Annotated in this window: 19 protein-coding genes; 1 reads left to right on the forward strand and 18 read right to left on the reverse strand. The window is 39.7% G+C overall.

Annotated elements, in window-relative coordinates; genetic code table 11:
• From D8837_RS07350 to efeO, 18 genes are all read right to left on the reverse strand, one after another.
• Window positions 1-270 (reverse strand): DUF1294 domain-containing protein, encoded by a 270-nt coding sequence (locus D8837_RS07350; RefSeq protein WP_125456634.1) that lies wholly within the window; start codon window positions 268-270, stop codon window positions 1-3.
• The gene (gene leuB, locus D8837_RS07355) at window positions 267-1,304 is read right to left on the reverse strand and encodes a 3-isopropylmalate dehydrogenase (protein ID WP_125456635.1); all 1,038 of its coding nucleotides are present in this window, start codon (window positions 1,302-1,304) and stop codon (window positions 267-269) included. Before leuB ends, D8837_RS07350 begins: the two co-directional genes overlap by 4 nt.
• An 11-nt stretch (window positions 1,305-1,315) precedes the next feature.
• Window positions 1,316-2,878 (reverse strand): 2-isopropylmalate synthase, encoded by a 1,563-nt coding sequence (locus D8837_RS07360; protein ID WP_125456636.1) that lies wholly within the window; start codon window positions 2,876-2,878, stop codon window positions 1,316-1,318.
• A gap of 313 nt (window positions 2,879-3,191) precedes the next feature.
• Complete coding sequence (locus tag D8837_RS07365) at window positions 3,192-3,848, reverse strand: MmcQ/YjbR family DNA-binding protein (protein ID WP_125456637.1); 657 nt, start codon at window positions 3,846-3,848, stop codon at window positions 3,192-3,194.
• Window positions 3,849-3,891: 43 nt separating this feature from the next.
• Window positions 3,892-4,524, reverse strand: a complete 633-nt coding sequence (locus D8837_RS07370; protein WP_125456638.1) for a copper homeostasis protein CutC — start codon at window positions 4,522-4,524, stop codon at window positions 3,892-3,894.
• A 92-nt stretch (window positions 4,525-4,616) separates the two neighbouring features.
• Window positions 4,617-4,976 carry a YbaN family protein gene (locus tag D8837_RS07375; RefSeq protein WP_001237211.1) on the reverse strand — a complete coding sequence of 120 codons (360 nt, stop codon included), beginning with the start codon at window positions 4,974-4,976 and terminating at the stop codon, window positions 4,617-4,619.
• A 210-nt stretch (window positions 4,977-5,186) separates the two neighbouring features.
• A complete protein-coding gene (gene topA, locus D8837_RS07385) occupies window positions 5,187-7,274 on the reverse strand; it encodes a type I DNA topoisomerase (protein ID WP_125456639.1) in 2,088 nt (695 codons plus the stop codon).
• A 221-nt stretch (window positions 7,275-7,495) separates the two neighbouring features.
• Window positions 7,496-8,344 carry a DNA-processing protein DprA gene (dprA, locus tag D8837_RS07390; protein ID WP_125456640.1) on the reverse strand — a complete coding sequence of 283 codons (849 nt, stop codon included), beginning with the start codon at window positions 8,342-8,344 and terminating at the stop codon, window positions 7,496-7,498.
• A gap of 24 nt (window positions 8,345-8,368) precedes the next feature.
• A complete protein-coding gene (locus D8837_RS07395; protein ID WP_125456641.1) occupies window positions 8,369-9,121 on the reverse strand; it encodes a sugar phosphate nucleotidyltransferase in 753 nt (250 codons plus the stop codon).
• 11 nt (window positions 9,122-9,132) lie between these two features.
• Window positions 9,133-10,011 (reverse strand): DMT family transporter, encoded by an 879-nt coding sequence (locus tag D8837_RS07400; RefSeq protein ID WP_000791850.1) that lies wholly within the window; start codon window positions 10,009-10,011, stop codon window positions 9,133-9,135.
• Complete coding sequence (licA, locus tag D8837_RS07405) at window positions 10,001-10,870, reverse strand: choline kinase LicA (protein WP_125456642.1); 870 nt, start codon at window positions 10,868-10,870, stop codon at window positions 10,001-10,003. The genes D8837_RS07400 and licA overlap by 11 nt, the downstream gene beginning before the upstream one ends.
• A gap of 16 nt (window positions 10,871-10,886) precedes the next feature.
• Window positions 10,887-11,909: a ribitol-5-phosphate dehydrogenase gene (locus D8837_RS07410; RefSeq protein ID WP_125456643.1), complete on the reverse strand. Its 1,023-nt coding sequence runs from the start codon at window positions 11,907-11,909 to the stop codon at window positions 10,887-10,889.
• A gap of 4 nt (window positions 11,910-11,913) precedes the next feature.
• Entirely contained in the window at window positions 11,914-12,621 is a 708-nt protein-coding gene (locus D8837_RS07415; RefSeq protein WP_125456644.1) for a 2-C-methyl-D-erythritol 4-phosphate cytidylyltransferase, read from the reverse strand.
• 335 nt (window positions 12,622-12,956) lie between these two features.
• Window positions 12,957-13,127, reverse strand: a complete 171-nt coding sequence (gene tatA, locus D8837_RS07420) for a twin-arginine translocase TatA/TatE family subunit (RefSeq protein WP_000512113.1) — start codon at window positions 13,125-13,127, stop codon at window positions 12,957-12,959.
• Window positions 13,111-13,842 (reverse strand): twin-arginine translocase subunit TatC, encoded by a 732-nt coding sequence (gene tatC, locus D8837_RS07425; RefSeq protein WP_125456645.1) that lies wholly within the window; start codon window positions 13,840-13,842, stop codon window positions 13,111-13,113. Before tatC ends, tatA begins: the two co-directional genes overlap by 17 nt.
• Window positions 13,843-15,531, reverse strand: coding sequence for an FTR1 family iron permease (locus D8837_RS07430; protein WP_125456646.1), 1,689 nt, complete (start codon window positions 15,529-15,531; stop codon window positions 13,843-13,845).
• A complete protein-coding gene (efeB, locus tag D8837_RS07435; RefSeq protein WP_125456647.1) occupies window positions 15,506-16,720 on the reverse strand; it encodes an iron uptake transporter deferrochelatase/peroxidase subunit in 1,215 nt (404 codons plus the stop codon). The genes D8837_RS07430 and efeB overlap by 26 nt, the downstream gene beginning before the upstream one ends.
• Window positions 16,721-16,725: 5 nt before the next feature.
• Entirely contained in the window at window positions 16,726-17,598 is an 873-nt protein-coding gene (gene efeO / locus D8837_RS07440; RefSeq protein WP_125456648.1) for an iron uptake system protein EfeO, read from the reverse strand.
• Window positions 17,599-17,795: 197 nt separating this feature from the next.
• On the opposite strand from efeO, the gene D8837_RS07445 reads away from it, so the two are divergent.
• Window positions 17,796-18,842: a DUF6287 domain-containing protein gene (locus tag D8837_RS07445; protein WP_125456649.1), complete on the forward strand. Its 1,047-nt coding sequence runs from the start codon at window positions 17,796-17,798 to the stop codon at window positions 18,840-18,842.
• Window positions 18,843-18,959: the final 117 nt, after the last annotated feature.

Genomic DNA, 18,959 nt, shown 5'->3' on the forward strand with positions numbered 1-18,959 from the left:
TTACCTCCAAATAACATATAAGGCTACTAGTGTAGTCACCATCCCAAGAAACCAAACTGTTTTAAAATACCATTTTCGAGTCTTGTGGTGAAAGATGATTCCTGCTAGCCAGGCACCAAAACCACCACAAGTAAAGGCTAAAATAAGTAAGATTTTCTCAGGAATGCGCCAAGCTCTTCTCCTCGCCTTGGATTTGTCAATACCATAAATCAAGAAAACAATGACATTCCAAATCAAAAGGACTAGAGTAATTTTTTCGTCTAACTTCATAACCTTGCAATAATAGCTTCCGTCATTTCCTTGGTCGAAGCCTGTCCTCCTATATCTCTCGTTAAAATTCCAGCTGCCAAACTTGCCTCAACAGCACGCTCGATACGCACTGCATCCTCATAACGTCCAAAACTATCTCTCAACATCATGGCCACTGATAAAATCATTGAGATAGGATTGGCAATTCCTTGACCAGCAATATCAGGTGCTGAACCGTGAATAGGTTCATAGAGACTTGGTCCATTTTCAGAATGACTGGCTGATGGCATGACCCCAAGCGTGCCAGATAGAACGCTTGATTCATCAGATAGAATATCTCCGAAAAGATTCTCTGTCACGATGACATCAAACTTAGCAGGGTTAGTAATCATGAGCATGGCAGCTGAGTCGACTAGCTGGTGTTCCAAGGTCACATCTGGGAAATCCTGTGAGACCTTCTCAGCTACTTTCCGCCAGAGTTTTGAAGTTGCTAACACATTTTGCTTATCGATGCTGGTAACGATTTTTCTGCGATTTCTTGCAATTTCAAAAGCTTTGCGAACAATCCGCTCCACTTCCTCGTAGCTATAGTCGTTGATATCACGCGCTTTTCTTTCTTCAAGAATATGATCCCCAAAGTAAATCCCGCCAGTCAACTCCCGCACAACGACAAAGTCCACCCCAGCAATTCGTTCCGGTTTGAGTGGTGACAAATGCGTAAGACTGTCAAAGATTTTTACAGGGCGAATATTAGCGTAAAGATTGAGTTTCTTACGGAGAGCTAGCAAGCCTTGTTCAGGCCGAACCGTTGCACTATCATACTGGGGACTACCGATAGCTGCTAGGAGAATGGCATCTGCTTCACGACATACCTTGAGGGTTTCATCAGGTAAGGGATGCCCTGCAGCATCGATACCTGCACCTCCAAAAGGTCGTCTATCAATCTCATAGTCAAAACCTGTTTTTTCAGCTAGAGCTTCCAGAACCTCTAAACCAGCCTCCATGATTTCTGGGCCAATTCCGTCCCCTGCTAGAGCTACTATTTTTTTTGTCATAGCCTTCTCCTTTACACACTAGGCATGTCGCGATAGGAAACGCTACGTCCCATCTCACCAGCATTCTCTTTTTGAACAAAGGTATTGGCATTGATGTAGGCAATAGCAGATGCTTTCAGTACATCGAAATCAAGCCCTGCTGCATTAAAGATGGTTTCTGTATCTCTGTTTTCAACAGTGACCAAAACCCGAGCTTGGGCATCAATTCCATCTGTCACAGCGTCAATAGTATAGGACACCAAGCGGACGGATTGGTTAAAGAACTTATCGATAGCGTTAAAGATTGCTTCAACAGAACCTTGCCCTGACGCATTGAAATCAACTTTCTCACCATCCATATTGGCTAGGCTAACGAGTGCTTCAATGTCATTATCTGCATGAGTTTGAAGTTGTAAATCATCAAAGTGGAAGCCTTCTGGATTTTCAACCATGGTTCCAGCTACCAGAGCACGAATATCTGCATCTGTGATTTCTTGTTTCTTGTCGGCCAATGCCTTGAACTTAGCGAAGAGTGGTTTGATATCCTCTTCTGTAAAATCTAGGGCCAATTCTCTCAGTTTCTCAACAAAAGCATGACGTCCAGATAATTTTCCAAGCGGAAGGCTATTACTCTTGACACCGACCAATTCAGGAGTGATGATTTCATAAGTAAGAGGATTTTTAAGGACTCCGTCTTGATGAATACCAGATTCGTGAGAGAAGGCATTGCCACCAACAACGGCCTTGTTTTTAGGAACTGGGATACCTGAGAAGCGAGAAACCATTTCTGACGTATTGATGGTTTCATTTAGGACAATACTGGTTTCTGCTTGGTAGTAATCTTGGCGAATGTTAAGGGCTACTGCAATTTCTTCTAGGGCTGCATTCCCAGCTCTCTCACCAATACCGTTGATAGTTCCTTCAACACGTCCTGCCCCATTCTTGACAGCAGCAAGGCTATTTGCCACTGCCATTCCAAGGTCATCATGACAGTGAGGCGAATAGATGATCTGACGATCTGTCTTAACATTCTCAATCAAGTGTTTGAAGATAGCACCGTATTCCTCTGGTGTGGTAAATCCTACCGTATCAGGGATATTGATATAAGACGCACCTGCATCAACCGCTGTTTGAACAACTTGCAAGAGGAAATCCAACTCTGTTCTGGTAGCATCTTCAGGAGAGAATTCGACCACTTCAAACTTAGAACGGGCATAGGAAACATGCTCACTGATTGCTTCCAAAATTTCTTCCTTGCTCTTATTGAGTTTATACTTACGATGAATCGGACTGGTAGCGATAAAGACGTGAACCTGTGGATATTTGGCATCCTTGAGGGCCTCGTAACAAGCATCAATATCAGACTTGACAGAGCGTGCCAAACCAGTCACCGCTGTTTTCTTCAAGGCCTTAGCAATCTCCTGAACTGCTGTAAATGAATCAGGACTCGCCGCTGGAAAACCAGCTTCGATGGCTGAAATACCCCATTTCTCCAGCTGTCTTGCTATGGCAATTTTTTCTTTGATTGAAAAGTTAACACCCGGTGTCTGTTCTCCATCCCGAAGGCTGGTATCTAGAAATTCAACTGTTCTCATAAGATTTCCCCTTTTCCAAATGTGGTTTTAAAAAAACATCTCGCTTAGAAATCCAAGCGAGATGTTGATTCACTCCCGCTTGGTAAGCCAAACAGGACTAATGCTTTTTGCACTAGCCCGAGTACCTCAACAACAAAGCGAATTGATTAAACTTAGCTGTTTTCATGTTTGACTTTCTCCTTCGTTTGATATCTTGTTTAGTATTTTAGCATAGGCAAAAGTACTTGTCAAGAAAAAATCCAATATNTTCTGAAAATTTCTTCAGTAGAGAATATTTTGCTAATTGAAAGTTCTTGAAAAATCTTTAAATGTTTCATTTTTTAGAAGTTAAATTCCAACTTTTTTCTATCAATTCTAGTACTGCTGAATCTGACAAGGTATCATCAAAAGTCACACTAATCCAGTAGCGTTTGTTCATATGAAAGGCTGGATAAATGCCCTTTTTTGAAAGTAAGTCAGCTACTTGGTCATGTTTGAGATTGACTGCTTCCATTTGTCCCTCTCTTCCTTTTTCCAGCTTATCCCAAGAGATTTTCATCAAAACGGCATACCACTTTTGATTGCCTTCATGACGTAACACTGCCGTATCAGGCGATTTCTCCCACAAATACTCCAACTGATTTCCATACTTTTCCTGAACCTGAACCATGATACGCTTAGTCTGAGGACAGATAAAATCCTGTACCTCAAAACAAGCCTTCCGAATCTGGTAAAGAATCTCCAAACAAGCCTCACGGACATTTCCGACAAAACTTCCTCTCATACTTTCCATATGAACTTGAGGATAGAGGTCGCCCGTTTCCAGGTCAAAGATTTGAAAACTCACATTATCAGCAGTGATGGATACAGTCATGACAAAGTCACCTTGCAAAATCTGGCAACTATAGGTCCAGACTCCACTATTTTCTACAAAACCATAATCATGAGCCTTTTCTTGATTCAATTGATAGGATTTAAAAATTTCAAACATAAGTGAAAACTGCTACCCAAAGCTAGCAGTTCCTTTCTATTTTTTAAAAGACAACCTTAGTACCATGTAGTTGTGTCACTCCCAGTTNGTCGATAAAGATTTGACGGTTGTCCAAGTCAATCCCCCCACCTGGTAGAATTTCAATTTTACCTTTAGCGTGCTCCAAAATTCTGTGATAGTGAACAAAACGCTTGTCTAGCGAGTCACCAGATACTCCAGCACGAGTTAAGATACGAGTGACACCAACTTGGCTGAACCAGTCAATAGCTTCCAGTTGATCTTCATCGCTCAATTCATCAAAGGCCATGTGGAAGACAATTTCCATTCCTTTTGACGCAGCTATCAACTTCTCCAGATTAGGCTTATCCAACTTCTTATCAACAGTTAAAACCCCAAATACAACTCCTTGACTTCCAGCCTGAGCAGTCAATCGAATATCTTCGAGCATAATAGCAATTTCTAGTTCATTATAGACAAAGTCACCACCACGTGGACGAATCATGGTCATGATGGTTGTATCGTAGTTAGCTGCCAATTCAACCGCTGCCTTGGTCACTCCATAGCTGGGAGTTGTCCCACCAACTGCTAGATTGTCACAGAGTTCGATTCGACGAGCTCCAGCCTGCATCGCTTTTTCAAGCAAGGTCACATTTTCAGCACAAAATTCGTAAATCATTTGATTCTCCTTGAAGATTACTTTAAATTTATTATATCATATTGTTGTGAATATGCTTTCAATTTTATCAAGGCAAATAACTACTATTTTAACTATTCTTTGTCTGGAATGACCTTGAAGAGATAATAAGTGATAAAGATGGTCAAGGCTCCCAGTCCGATTTTGACTGGTAAAAGAGGGGCAAAATAAATAGAAATTCCCATCAAGATGTAGATAGATACGATAATTTTTTTCTTTCGTTCACGCGCAATAGACTTAGTCTCTCGAAAATCAGCTACATAGGTTTGGTATAACTTTGTGTGATATAACCAATTTTCAAATCGTTTAGAAGATTTAGAAAAACAAGCAATAGACAGTAAAAGAAAAGGCGTTGTCGGCAACAAGGGTAAAACAACCCCAACAATAGCCAAGGCCAGCGATAAAAAACCAATAATTAGATAGATAAGACGCATAACTTCTCCTAGTTAATACTCTTCGAAAATCTCTTCAAACCGCGTCAACGTCGCCTTGACGTACCCAAGTACAGCGTGCGGCTAGTTTCCTAGTTTGCTCTTTGATTTTCATTGAGTATAAAATAATCTTCTTCTAGTTTCGCATACAATGGTGAATTTTGTCAAGTTCTAACCAAAAAGAGCCTGAAATTTACTTTCAGGACTCTCCTCTTATTTAATCTTTTCTTCCTCGTAGTCGCCTTTGCTACATACAACCTGCTTACCACCTCCACGGACTTTTTTCTCCATGAGGAAGTTGCCACATTTTGGACAGTCACGACCAACAGGCTTGTCCCAAGAGGTAAATTCACATTCTGGATAGCGATTGCAACCATAGAAGAGGCGATTGCGTTTGGTTTTACGCTCAATAATTTGTCCCTGATGACAACTTGGACACTCAACACCAATCTCTTTCACGATTGCTTGGGTATGACGGCAATCTGGGAAATTGCTACAAGCGTAGAACTTACCAAAACGACCAAGTTTAATGACCATTGGACTGCCACACACTTCACAGTCAAATCCAGCTGGTTCATCCTTAATCTGGATTTTCTCCATTTCTTCTTCAGCCTTGGCAACCTCTTTAGAGAAAGGTTTGTAAAAGGCATCAATGACACGTTGCCACTGCTCTTTTCCGACTTCGACATCATCCAGCTTGCCTTCCATTTCAGCTGTGAAGGTCACGTTTACGATATCTGGGAAATATTCAACGATGAGCTTGTTAACAATTTCTCCCAACTCTGTTGGTTCAAAACGTTTGGCTGCAAGGCGAACATAATAACGTTTCTGAATGGTTTCAATGGTTGGTGCGTAGGTTGACGGACGGCCAACCCCATTTTCCTCCAAGGTCTTGATCAGTGTCGCTTCAGAATAGCGAGCAGGTGGTTGTGTGAAATGTTGCTCTGGCTTGCTATTGACCTGTTTGACCACATCACCAACAGCCATATCTGGTAACATCTTATTCTTGTCAGAATCATTATAAATGGCAAGATAACCATCAAACTTAACCTGACTACCATTGGCAGCAAATTGGACCCCATTTTGAGACAATTTAACAGCCATGGTATCAAAGACAGCGGCTGCCATCTGACTCGCTACAAAACGATTCCAGATAAGGGTATAAAGCTTGAGCTGATCCTTGTCCAGATACTTAGCAATACTTTCAGGTGTATTAAAGACGCTAGACGGGCGAATCGCCTCGTGGGCATCCTGAGCTCCGGAAGCATTTTTGACCTTGCTACCATGTTTAGAATACTTGCTACCAAAACGGTCTGTAATGAAACTTGCTGCTTCGTTCTGTGCCACTGGACTGATACGAGTCGAATCGGTACGCATATAGGTAATCAAACCTTGCACCCCAGACCCAATATTAATCCCTTCATAGAGCTGTTGGGCAACCATCATGGTCTTTCGAGTACGGAAATTGATTTTATTAGCCGCATCCATCTGCATAGATGAAGTGGTATAGGGTAATGGAGCATTGCGTTTGCGCTCTTTCTTATCCACCTGATCCACTGAAAAATCTTTACCAGTCAGACGAGACAAGACTTCCTTGACCTCATCATTACTAGTCAGTTTCAGCTTTTTACCATCGACACCATAGAAGGAAGCCTGAAATTGCTTGGTTCCCTTTTTAAAGATACCATCAATTGTCCAATATTCTTCTGGTTGGAAGGCATTAATTTCATTCTCACGGTCAATGATGAGTTTAAGGGCAATAGACTGTACGCGCCCTGCTGACAAGCCCTTCTTGACCTTCTTCCACAAAATGGGCGAAATCGAATAGCCTACCAAGCGGTCCAAAACACGACGAGCTTGTTGGGCATCTACCAAGTCCATATCAATCTTGCGCGGTTCTTTAAAAGCATTTTTGACTGCATCCTTGGTGATTTCATTGAAGACCACACGGTTGGCATCATTTTCATCCAAGTTGAGAATATGAGCCAAATGCCAAGAAATCGCTTCTCCTTCACGGTCCGGGTCACTCGCCAGAAAGACTTTATTAGCTTTTTTAGCTTCTTTTTTCAAGTCATTGATAAGAGGACCTTTTCCTCGGATATTGATATATTGCGGTTCATAATTATTTTCAATATCGACGGACATACTAGATTTCTTCAAATCACGGATATGGCCGACGCTGGCTAAAACCTTGTAGTTTCTGCCGAGATATTTTTCAATCGTCTTGGCCTTAGCAGGCGACTCCACGATTACTAGATTTTTTTTAACTGTTGATTTTTTCTTTTTTGTTGCCGTAGCCACAGTATCACACCTTTTCAAAGTAATAAACTTTATAAAGTGTAAACCATTTTGCCATAACTGTCAAGACTTAGCTACTATAATAGAAGAAAAGTTTGTCTAGTAAGCGGACTTTCTTCTTATACTCAATGAAAATCAAAGAGCAAACTAGGAAGCTAGCCGCAGGCTGTACTTGAGTACGGCAAGGTGATGCTGACGTGGTTTGAAGAGATTTTCGAAGAGTATTAAAATTCAAATTCCGCAAGAACATCCTGCCCACTTGTAACCAATTTTGCACCTTCTTGAATCAAATGATGGCAACCGTCTGATAGTCCATCTAAAATGCTACCAGGTATAGCAAAAACATCGCGTCCTTCTTCCATTGCCCTCTCACAGGTAATGAGACTACCTGAGCGCATCTTAGCCTCTGCTACAATCACACCACGGCAAAGTCCAGCAATAATGCGATTACGGGCAGGAAAATGAAATTTCAGAGGTTGTTCACCTGGTCCATACTCACTGAGAACCAGATGGTCATTGCCGATGTAGTCTTGCAAGCGTTTATTGGCTTTAGGATAAAACACATCCAATCCTGTTCCAATCACTGCGATGGTTTTTCCACCATTCTGCAGGGCTGCCATATGAGCTGCTGTGTCAATGCCTTTGGCCAGTCCACTGACGATAACCAGTTCATTTTCCAAGCCCTGAATGACTTTTTCAACTGACTTAGCTCCCTGTTTGCTACAAGCACGACTGCCCACGACTGCTACCTTAGGAAATTTCAAGAGGTCAAGATTTCCCTTGTAAAATAAAAGTACAGGCGCATCATATATTTCACTCAAATCCCAAGGGTAACAGTCATCTAAAATAGAGAAAGATGGAAATTTTTGAAACTCCTTCTCCAGATACGCATCGTCTATCTGAAAATAACGTTCCATAAAAACAGCTGGATTTCGGCAACCTGATATATCTGCAATATCACCTAACAACAGTTCTTGATCAACATTTTCACCGTATTCTAGGACATTCAAAATCTGTTGATTGGTCAAACCTGATTTTTTTAACTTATAGATTTCATAGTTTGTGATTTTCATAAATATCTCCATTTCTTTTTCTACTCATCTATTTATTCGTAAAAAAATCAAAAAACATCCGACTATTTCAGCCAGATGTTGGAATCTTNAATTTTCGTTTTTAAGAATTTCTTCTAATTTATGATAGTCTTGGACACTGTCAATTTCATAGATGCTGTTGCCTTCTAATTCTTCAACATAGACATCTAGTTCTTTGATATTATCCTTAACCATATTATCCCAATAGAGGTCAACAAATTCACCACTTGCATAAGCCTTGTCGATAAAGCTGACAATCTTTTTTGCAGTTGGAGCATCCCAGAAGGATACACCACTAAGGATGCGACCTGCCTTGCTATCAACAATAATGTCTTGAACCTTGTAGTCATCTCCATAGACCAAGAACCATTCATTAGTACAATCTTCACGATAAACACTAAAATAAGTCGAGCGAGTCAAATCATTGCGGAACATATTTTTAAAGAGATAGTTATCTGCATCAATAACATAGCTGTTGGCCAATTCTTCTTTTACAAGATAGAGAGAGTAAAAGTTATTGTAGTCAGCGTATTTATCATTGAAAACGAGGCGAACACCGTATTTTTCTTTTAAGTAATCGAATTGTTCTTTAAGATAACCAACGATGATGATGATGTCGTTAATTCCTTTTTCTTTTAGAAACTCAATTTGGTACTCAATCAGGGGTTTTTGATTAACCTGAACCAAGGCTTTAGGGGTATTTTCAGTCATAGGACGCAAGCGAGTTCCCAATCCCGCTGCTAAGATAATGGCTTTCACACGAATCTCCTTTATTCTTTAATAATAATATAAACTCCAGCAATGACGACAAGTGAAGTAATAATTGTCAGCATATCTAGCGGTGCACCCAAGAAAACAACTGCGAACAAGACAGTCCAAACTACATAGCTTACGTTCAATCCTGTTGCCTTGGCTGGTTGCAAGCGATTGATAGCGATATAATAAGCCAAGTAGGAAATCATATCAAAGGCTGCAAAGACAATCATAAGACCTAGCAATTGTCCATTGGCCACTTCTGCAAATGACTGATGAGAGAAGAGCACAATCACAAGATAGGACAAGAATGAAGTCACTTGACGGATTAAGAGGGCTTCGATTTCACTCAGTTCACTTTCCATGGCAAACGAGCTAAGAACACTCTCACTTCCCCATGCAATAGCACAAACCAAAGCACAGAGAATCCCAATGTAGAAGGAATTAACCTGTTCAACCTTATAGGTTTGAGCAATAATCCCTCCAATAATCAAGACAATCCCAAAGACAGTATTTTTTGAAATCTTGTGTTTCAAAAAGAAGAAAGCCAATAAAACTGAAATAGCAGGATAGATAGCGGATACCGATGAAGCTAAGGAACTTCCGATATACTTAACCGCATAAAGATTGGCCTGCATACCGATAGGACCAGCTAGCAAGGCTCCGATGATCACACTCACATTGCGAATATTTAAGAAAATTGAGAGACGCACTTTTCCTTCTTTTACTAAAAGAAAAGCTAGTAAGATAAAGATACTCAAGAAATCGTGAGCAGCAGCCACCACAAAGGGCGACAAATCTGTAAAAATCGAAAAGATATAAGCACTAATCGTTAGACCTAATCCCCAGAAAACACCTGAGAGTAGGCCAAAAGAAACTCCATTTTTATTTTTCATCTAAACCTCCATAATAGGACAAACCTTTAACAGCTCTTTGATAACGATTCACACCATAGTCACCAAAATCTGCACCTTGCTCTTCCTTATAGACTGTCCATAGACTCCAAATAGTATCTTGTAAAATTTTATAAATGGCAATCTTTTCACGAGAGACAGGTGTTTGCTCACTCTCATAGTGAGATAAGAAGGCTTCTTCCTCTTGAGGAGTGAATTCGGACTCTAAAAAGAGGGCAGCCAAATCCCACATTGGATCGTTCATTGATGAATATTCCCAATCAATTAGATAAAGTCGTCCTTGAGGTGATTCGATAAAGTTTTCAGGCACCAAATCGATATGACAAGATTTTCTGTCAACACCTAAGTCAGCCAGTCTTTTCTCTAAGGAGAAGACTTCTTCTCTAACTACTTCATAGTTAGCATAAGGGATTTTCTCTTCAATCAAGGATTCGTATTTTTTGATTTCTTCAAAAGGAGCAAATTCTCCTCTTAATTCCTTGCCAGAAGCATGAATGGTTTGTAAAATTGGAGCAATTTTATCAAATTTGGTCTTGATTGACGTTGAATCAAGCGTAATCGCAGATTCGATATACTCATTTACTTTGATACCAGCTTCAATATCAAAAAGGTAATTTTTTACATCTAAATCTAAATCTTTTAGTAGTTCAAGATTGTACTTTTCATCTTGACGATTAATCAGTTTTTCTGTCCCTTTACCAAAGAATTTAACAATGTATTGCTTATTTGTTGTTTTGGCCAAATAGTTTTGATTGGTCATTCCCCCCAGTTGTTCAACACTGAGGACTTCCTCTTCTTGACTAAGTAAGGAAGAAATTTTTTCTTTAATGATTTTCTCCACAATTAACCTCCAGCACTTATACTTCCCACTTAAACACTGTTTTAAAGGCTGTGTTTAAATCGGTCGCAAAGACACGGTGAATATCTNTAATTTCTCTTACAGGTTCTTCTAGATAAAGGATATTTTTAAGACGATTTGCAAATTTCTTGACTTCCATCATTTGGATTGCATTTTCAAAATCAATGCGACCAGAACGAGAGGAGCCTACCAAGAGCAAGCCCTTTTCTAAGGCATCGCGTGTATTGAGATTGACTTTATACTCGCTAACACCCATCATGAGAATCGTTCCCTGAGGACGAATGTAGCGAATCAAGTCATTAATAGCTGGTCCAGTACCATCACCACCACAACACTCAAAAGCATGGTCAAAGGTCAAATCTTCAGAAATATTATCAGTAATATAGCATTCTTTGGCAAAAGAGAAAAGTTCCAATTTTTCCCAATGACGACCAATAACCACAATCTCTGCTTCTGGCAAAGTATAGTTGATAATATTGGCAACCACAAATGCTAAACTTCCATCTCCGATAACGGCGATTCGGTCCCGCTTGCTATGAGCAAGGGTCAATAGACGATTCATAGCGTGCATGCCGACACTGACAAACTCTGTAATGGCTGCAACCGTATCTTCGATAGCATCATAAGCCACCACACGATCTTTAGGAAGAGAAACAAACTCTCTCATAAAGCCATCAAATCCACTAGACAAGAAATGGGTCCCTGTCATATAGTTCTCATAGAATTCTTCATCGCTCTGCATAGGAGGCTGATTAGGAATCATGACAACTTTTTGCCCAACCTCGTAGGTTCCTGTAGGGTCAGAAATAACGGTTCCACATGACTCGTGAATCATTGCCATTGGAAGCTTTTTATTCAAAATCTTGGGGTCACGTTTTCCTTGGTAGTAACGCTGATCCGCATGACAGACCGCCATATAATTAGGGCGGATGAGAATATGATTCTCTTGATCTATAGCCTCTTCCTGGTATTTGACGTTGATAAACTTGGGCTTTGTTAGTTGATAAATTTGATTAATCATTTCACTAGTCTTTCTCAATCATACTTTTTGCAATTTTCAAATCTGTCACTGTTGTGATTTTTAGATTTGAATATTCACCCTTAGCCAAGGCCACATCTTTTCCTTTGATTACAAAGATCTTACATGCATCTGTCAAGATTTCCTTCTCTTCAGCAGAGAGAGAGCCATAAAGGTCCATGAAGTCCTTGCAACGGAATGTTTGAGGTGTTTGTCCTTGATAGAGGTGAGCACGATTTGGAATATCTGTAATAAATTGACCATTAGTACTTTCAACGATAGTATCAACCGCTTCTACCACTGTGTCCACTGCATCATGATTTTGAGCAAGTTGGATATTGTCCTGAATCATGCGAAGCGTAATGAACGGACGAACAGAATCGTGGGTAACAACGATGTCCTCTGGTGTAAGCGGACGATAAGCATCGATGGCTTTAATGATTTTCTCAATACTCGTATTACGGTCTGCACCACCTTTTGTAATGATGATACGATCCTTATGGAGAGGTAGATATTTATCTACAAGATCCTCTGCATGGGAAACCCAGTCTCCATGGACACCAACTACAATTTTTTCAATGCNTGGTTCCAAGACAAATTTTTCAATTGTATGAATCAAAATAGGTCGATCACCTAGCTCTAAAAATTGTTTTGGCAAATTACTAATTCCCATGCGAGTACCAGTTCCACCGGCAAGAATTCCTGCATAAATCATCTATTTTCTCCTTTGTCTTACTAAAAAAACTTATTCTCTCTATTATACCACAATCTAGTCCTATCATGAAAGAAATACCGAACCTCCCTTTCTAGAATAGGAGGATTAAGCAGTTCTATTCTTCAAAGAAACTAGTCCATTTCTAGTAATGACTAGGAATTCTATAGCAATTACTAATAAATGGCTGTGAAATTTTAGAGTTCTTCAGAATAATATAATTTCCTTAAAGAAAACTTAAATTTATATTTTCTTAATACAAGAAAAAGTTAGGAAATGATAAATGTCCAATAGAGACACACTTCCTAACTTCTTATTTTTAGTAAAACTCACAAGTCTTACTCTTCCTTATCTTGATTTTCAGTTCCTTTGACTGCTTTTTTAAATTCGGATAGCATTTTACCGATTGACTCGCCTAATTCAGGCAATCGTTTTGGTCCAAAAATCAAGAGAGCTCCTAAAACGATGATAATTAATCCTGGTGCTCCGATATCACGTAAAATTCCCATATCTCGCTCCTTTCTGCTTGCGTTTCATAATGTGTTTGCTGATGGCAATACTCAATTCATAGAGTAATATCAAGGGGGCAGTCATTGCTAAATCACTGACAAAATCAGCTGGTGTCAAGATGACTGCAAGTACCAATAAGATAAAATAGGCATATCGGCGATAAGCAATCAATAATTCTGGTCCAATGAGTCCAATTGACGTCAAAAAGGCAATGATAACTGGCAATTCAAAAATCAGAGCCAAGGGTAAGGTCGTTTGAAAAACAAAGGACAGATAATTTTGGGCGGTTAACTGCGTTTCAAATAGTCCTTCTCCTAACCCTAATAAAACCTGAAGTAAGGCTGGTGTTACAAAGTAAAAACCAAAAGCCAGTCCAACTAGAAAACAAAGGAAACTAGCTGGAATATAGGCAAAGACTGCTCTAGCTTCTCCCTTCTTTAAACCAGGTTTGATGAAAGACCAAATATGATACACTGTGTAAGGTAGGGTGATGGTAAAGGCCATCAGACTAGCCAAACGTATGTATATCCATAAAATATCATTAGGGCCTAAAACAATCAACTTTTGATGAAAAGATTGGGTCACATACTGGTAAAGCTGGTCTGCACAAAGCAGAGAGACACAGAATACCAAAAAGAAACAAATAACCACTGCCAATAATCTCTTTCTAAATTCTACCAGATGTTCAACGATTGTCAATTCTTTTCTATCCATCTATTTTTCACCCTGTCTGAAAGTGACAATCAAGACAATAATAACAAAGACTAGCTGGCTAACCAAGCCTTCCCAACTTGGATAAATTCCAAGCAAATCAATCGTTGGAAAGCCTGTCAGTAAGTGATTTGGTGCCATATTGGTCAACTGAAGAGCATGGATACTAACTCCCAGCATCTTGAATGCCAAAGCATAAATCATCCAAGTCAGGATAAAGAAGACTTTATGTGGCAGGAAGAATTGACTAGCCTTGTTCATCACGATGGCAATAACTACCAGAATCAGCAAGGCCAGTGAAATTCCCAAGACAAATTCAAAACTGGAAATTCTTGGTAAAATCCCAACATAAAAAAGAATGGTTTCTGCTCCCTCACGGAAAACAGCTAGAAAACTGAGGGCAAACATGGAAATAAAAGAGCCTGTTTTGGTCACTGTTTCCATTTGTGACTCCATAAAGGTATTCCATTTTTTGACTGAAGATTTACTGTGAAGCCAGATTCCAATCAAAATCATCATAGCTACCGCAAAAATCCCCACTGCTCCTTCGATGATTTCACGATTGGATCCTGATGTTACTGCTGGAAAGGCAATTTGCAGGATGAAAGCAATGACAAGACTTGCCATGATTCCTGTGATAGCACCACCATAAACCCACTTGAGCCCTTTTCGCATCTTGGCTGCTTTCAAGGTTGTTACCAAGGCCATAACGATTAAGAGAGCCTCTACACCTTCTCTTAGAAGAATCAGCATGGCATCAAAGGCATTGTAACGTGCGCTGGTATCAATTTGTGATAAATCTGCAATCAGTTTTTCTAATTTTTCTTGGTATTCCTTTTCGCTTCCCTTGACCATAATCACAGGGCTTTCGCTTTCCACTCGTGCATAGAGGGATGGATTGGTCGTGCTGACAGAACCCTCAATCGTTGGCCAGATAGTGATGAATTCCTTCATACTAGCTGCTCCTGCTGCTTGGTCACCAGCTTGGAATTGTTTCAAAGCCTTTGTCAAAAAGGCAATGCCGTCTTTGAGAGTCAAATCCGAAGATGTTGCTGCTACTTCTTTCCCAGTTACAAAATCATCAATGGCCTTTTTTAAGTCTTCAAAGGAAGTCTGGATGGAGTTAAAATCTGTAGGTTCGGTTTCTATGCTACTACGCAGGAAGGAAATAGCTGTTTCAACACGGCCATAATGGGCTGTACTATTGTCACGAACCACACTTTCATTGATGGTCCAAGTGGAATTCATTTTCTTAAAGGCTTCTCGCACTTTTTCCAAATCTTTAGAAGCAATGGCTTGTCCCAAGGCTTCAAAACGAGGACTTAGACGGTTTACCAATTTTTCCTTTTCCGCATCTAAGTCAATAGGATTTTGTTCTTTTTCAAAAGCTAATAGGGCTGCAGAAAGTTCAGTGAGTTTTTCTTCAGTAATCTCACCTGATTGAGTTAACTTTTCCTTAACAACCTTACCAGCTTCAGAATTGCTGTCTTCTATTCTTTCGAAGTCTGATGCCATCTCTTTAACAAGATTCTGTGCCTCAGACTGATTCCCATTTTTCACTGATTTAGACGCATCTGTGATTTTTACAAAGTAAGAACTCAGACTTTCTTGGGCACCTACTGGGGAAAGAATTAAAAGTGACAAAGCTAAAACCAGCAACCAGCTTCTAGCCTTCCAATAATTTCTGACCAATGTAGCCTCCTTTCTCCACACCACCAAAGCAAGCAAAGAGTCCACTACCGATGTGAATGATATATTCATTCATCTTATCTGTAGCACCTAGATTGGTTTGAACTTTAACAAAGTTATCAGGATCTTTTTGGAAAGAAATAAAGAGCAAGCCCGTATCAAACTGACCAGTCTTTTCATCAATCCCATCAGAGTATGAATAAGAACGACGTAAAAGGGGCTTGTCCACTTCCTTAGCCAAACGGACATGCGAATCATCAGGTAAGAGACTTAAATCAACTTCGTCAAACTCATTTTTCTTCCCAAACGGAGCACCACTTTCCTTGTAACGACCAAAGGTATTTTCTTGTTCTTCAAGACTAGTCCGATCCCAGGTCTCTAAAAACATCTGAATCCGACGAACTGCCATATAAGATCCATTTTCCATCCAGTCCTTACTATCAGCCCAGATAACACGATCAAAGTCTTGCTCCTTGGTTGGATTTGCTGTCCCATCCTTAAAACCAAAGAGGTTACGCGGTGTCTCCATTCGATCCCCGATTGCGGCAAAACCAGACTGACTCCAACGAAGGGTCACTGCATTTCTCCCCTTACGAATGAGGTTACGAATCGCATGAAAGGAGACCTGCTCATCATCGGCACAAGCCTGAATCACAATATCTCCACCTGTATATTTTTCACGCAATTGCTCTTTAGGAAAAGGCGGTAAATCCCTGAAAACTTGAGGACGCTTGTTTTCCAAGTTCATCTTTTTCAAGAAACTCGCAGAAACACCAAAAGTTAGCGTCAAACGATGAGGATTGAGCCCGACTGTTTCACCAGTATCGCTCGGAGGCAAGAGAGTATTTTTCCCATCTTTTTTGACCAATTCCCCCTCGACCAATTTGGCACTATAATCCGTCCAATCCTTAAACAACTGGATAATCTTATCCTTATCCGTCGTATGCAAGTCCAAGACCACAAAATAAATATTCTTTTGCATGGGCGTACTAATCCCAGCTTGATGCTTGCCATAAAAAGCAATTTTTTCATTTCCGTACGAGATTTTTTCCTGACTTCCTAGCTTAGGTGCGAAAAAAGCAGAAGCACCAGAGAGTCCTAGCGCTAAACCAGCCCCTCCAATCCCTGCTTTTTTTAGAAATTCTCGACGGTCCATTTTCTTCTCAAAAAACTTTTCGTCTTTTTCAGTCATGACTCTTATTCTCCACTAAGAAATTTACCCATTTGTGACAGAGGTTCACCAAGTTTTGTCACAGCTTCTGACAATTCTTTGGTATCTTCTTTTGTCAAATCAGTATAGAGCTTGTAGTGTTCCTTGTCGATCATGTGTTTGTCCAACAAGCTATTAACAGATTTGAAATCTGCTTCCAATTCTTTAACTAGGTTGGCGTCTGATTTTTCAAGTAAAGGTTTAAAGAGTTGGAAAATCTTCTCAGCTCCTTCGATATTGGCACGGAAGTCATACAAGTCTGTATGTGAGTAAATTTCCTCTTCGCCCGTAATCTTGCTTGTTGCTACTTCGTTAAGCAAGTCCACTGCCCCAGTCAACATAACCTTGTAATCCACATCTACAGTTGCAATCTTGGCTTTCAATTCCTTGATATCATTGACCAACTGATCGCCATAGCTTTCAGTTCCTTTAGTTGTATTGTCTTCCCAAAGGATACGCTCGATACGGTGGAAACCTGACCAACCTTCTTCTGTCTTGTTTTCGTCCATGTAGTCTGCCAAACGGAAGTCAATCTTGACATCTGACTCACCAAAACTCTCGGCAATCGGTTCTGAACGCTCATAAGACATACGAATCAGTGGATAGACCTTCTTTGCCTCTTCTAATTTGCCTTCTTTCAACAGTTTGACAAAGCCTTCCGTATCTGTCAAGAGTTTATCAATTTGCTCTTGCACAAAAGTTTTATAGTCAGAAGTGGCCTTATCAAGCATTTTTTGCTTGTCTTCAGACAAGGCTGTCACCTTAGAGGAATCGGTTGTATCTGCTGATTTTTCAAACCTAACAGCACAAGCTGTCAATAGCAAGGCTGAAGATAAAAGGACAAAACCTAGTTTTTTCATTGTTTACTCCTATCGGTTCAGGAAACCTGAATTAATTTTACGTTTCATTATACCATGTTTTCACTCATTTTTCAATAAATTTTCAGAAAATTTAATGTTTAAACTATTAAAGTTCACTTACAAGATATAGACATTTATGTATAATGTTGATAAAATGTAAGTTAATAAATGTCTTATGAAGGAGAAACTTGATTCTTATGAAAAAATTCATATCTCTAACTACTCTCTGCCTTGCAAGTTTGCTTTTAACGGCCTGCAAACCTCAGACTGAAAACACTTCCTCAGCAAGTTCTGAAACAACTACTTCTAGTAGCAGTTCGCCTACTTCCACATCGGAAGAGAAGAAAATAGATTACACCCTATATAATCCTGTCCTTAAAGAATATGCAACAGTACTAGATGGTTCTCCTGCTTCACCTACAGAGGTCAATTCAAAAGCAAACTTAAAAAATGGTCATCCTAACGAATATTCTGGATTACAATACAGCCTGTATGATTTAGATCAAAATGGTACGGACGAACTTTTGATTGCCCTAAAAACGGATTCTAACTATTACGATTTATTAGATATTCGAACTCTAAAAAATGGTGAAGTTATTCGACTGACCAATGCAGAAAATAATCTGGATTTTATTGGTGAGCGCGTTCATTTTAATCCTTTAGAAAATGGCTATTTCCAATTATCTACCCGAATATCTTATAATCAAATCCAAGTCAAACTATACAAGTTGAATCAGGATGGTACACAGTTAGAGTTAGTTAGCGAATCAGATACAGAAGAGGGACTGGGGACAAAACCACCTTCCCTTGATATAAGATCTTTCTCTTGGAAGTCTGTCACAAGTTTCATAAATGGAGAAACTAGCCTTCCGTCAGAAAGTAAAGGGATGGATATTTCTGCAATTCAAAATGGGGATTTTTCTAGTGTCGCAGGAACTTGGAAAAATAGTACAGGTATTGAATTCACCTTTGACAAAAATGGTTTAGTAAATGATCATTCCAAGGTTTCAATTGAACATGCTAAAGAAATTGATCACTATCTTAAGGCGAACTTCCTTTCTAAAGATGGAGGAGCTGGTGCAGCTATTGCCTTTTTACCTGCAGGAACTCCTTTAACCATGTCTGTCACCTCTTCTCCAGATAATGGTTATACCGACTCATCTGATATCACACAAGACCGCTTATGGTTTGGACAACAACTAATCAATGGTAGTACTGAGGGATTTTTCTACAAAGTAAAATAGTGCCGGTAAACCCTTAAAGCTGCCATAGAATATCTACTTAGAAAAAGATTAGACTTTTAACCTCAAAATTGAATATCTATCCTATATTTTTATTTCCTCTAGATTCTTTTCGATGCT

Source organism: Streptococcus mitis (assembly GCF_003942965.1).
In the GTDB taxonomy this organism is placed as follows: domain Bacteria; phylum Bacillota; class Bacilli; order Lactobacillales; family Streptococcaceae; genus Streptococcus; species Streptococcus mitis_BH.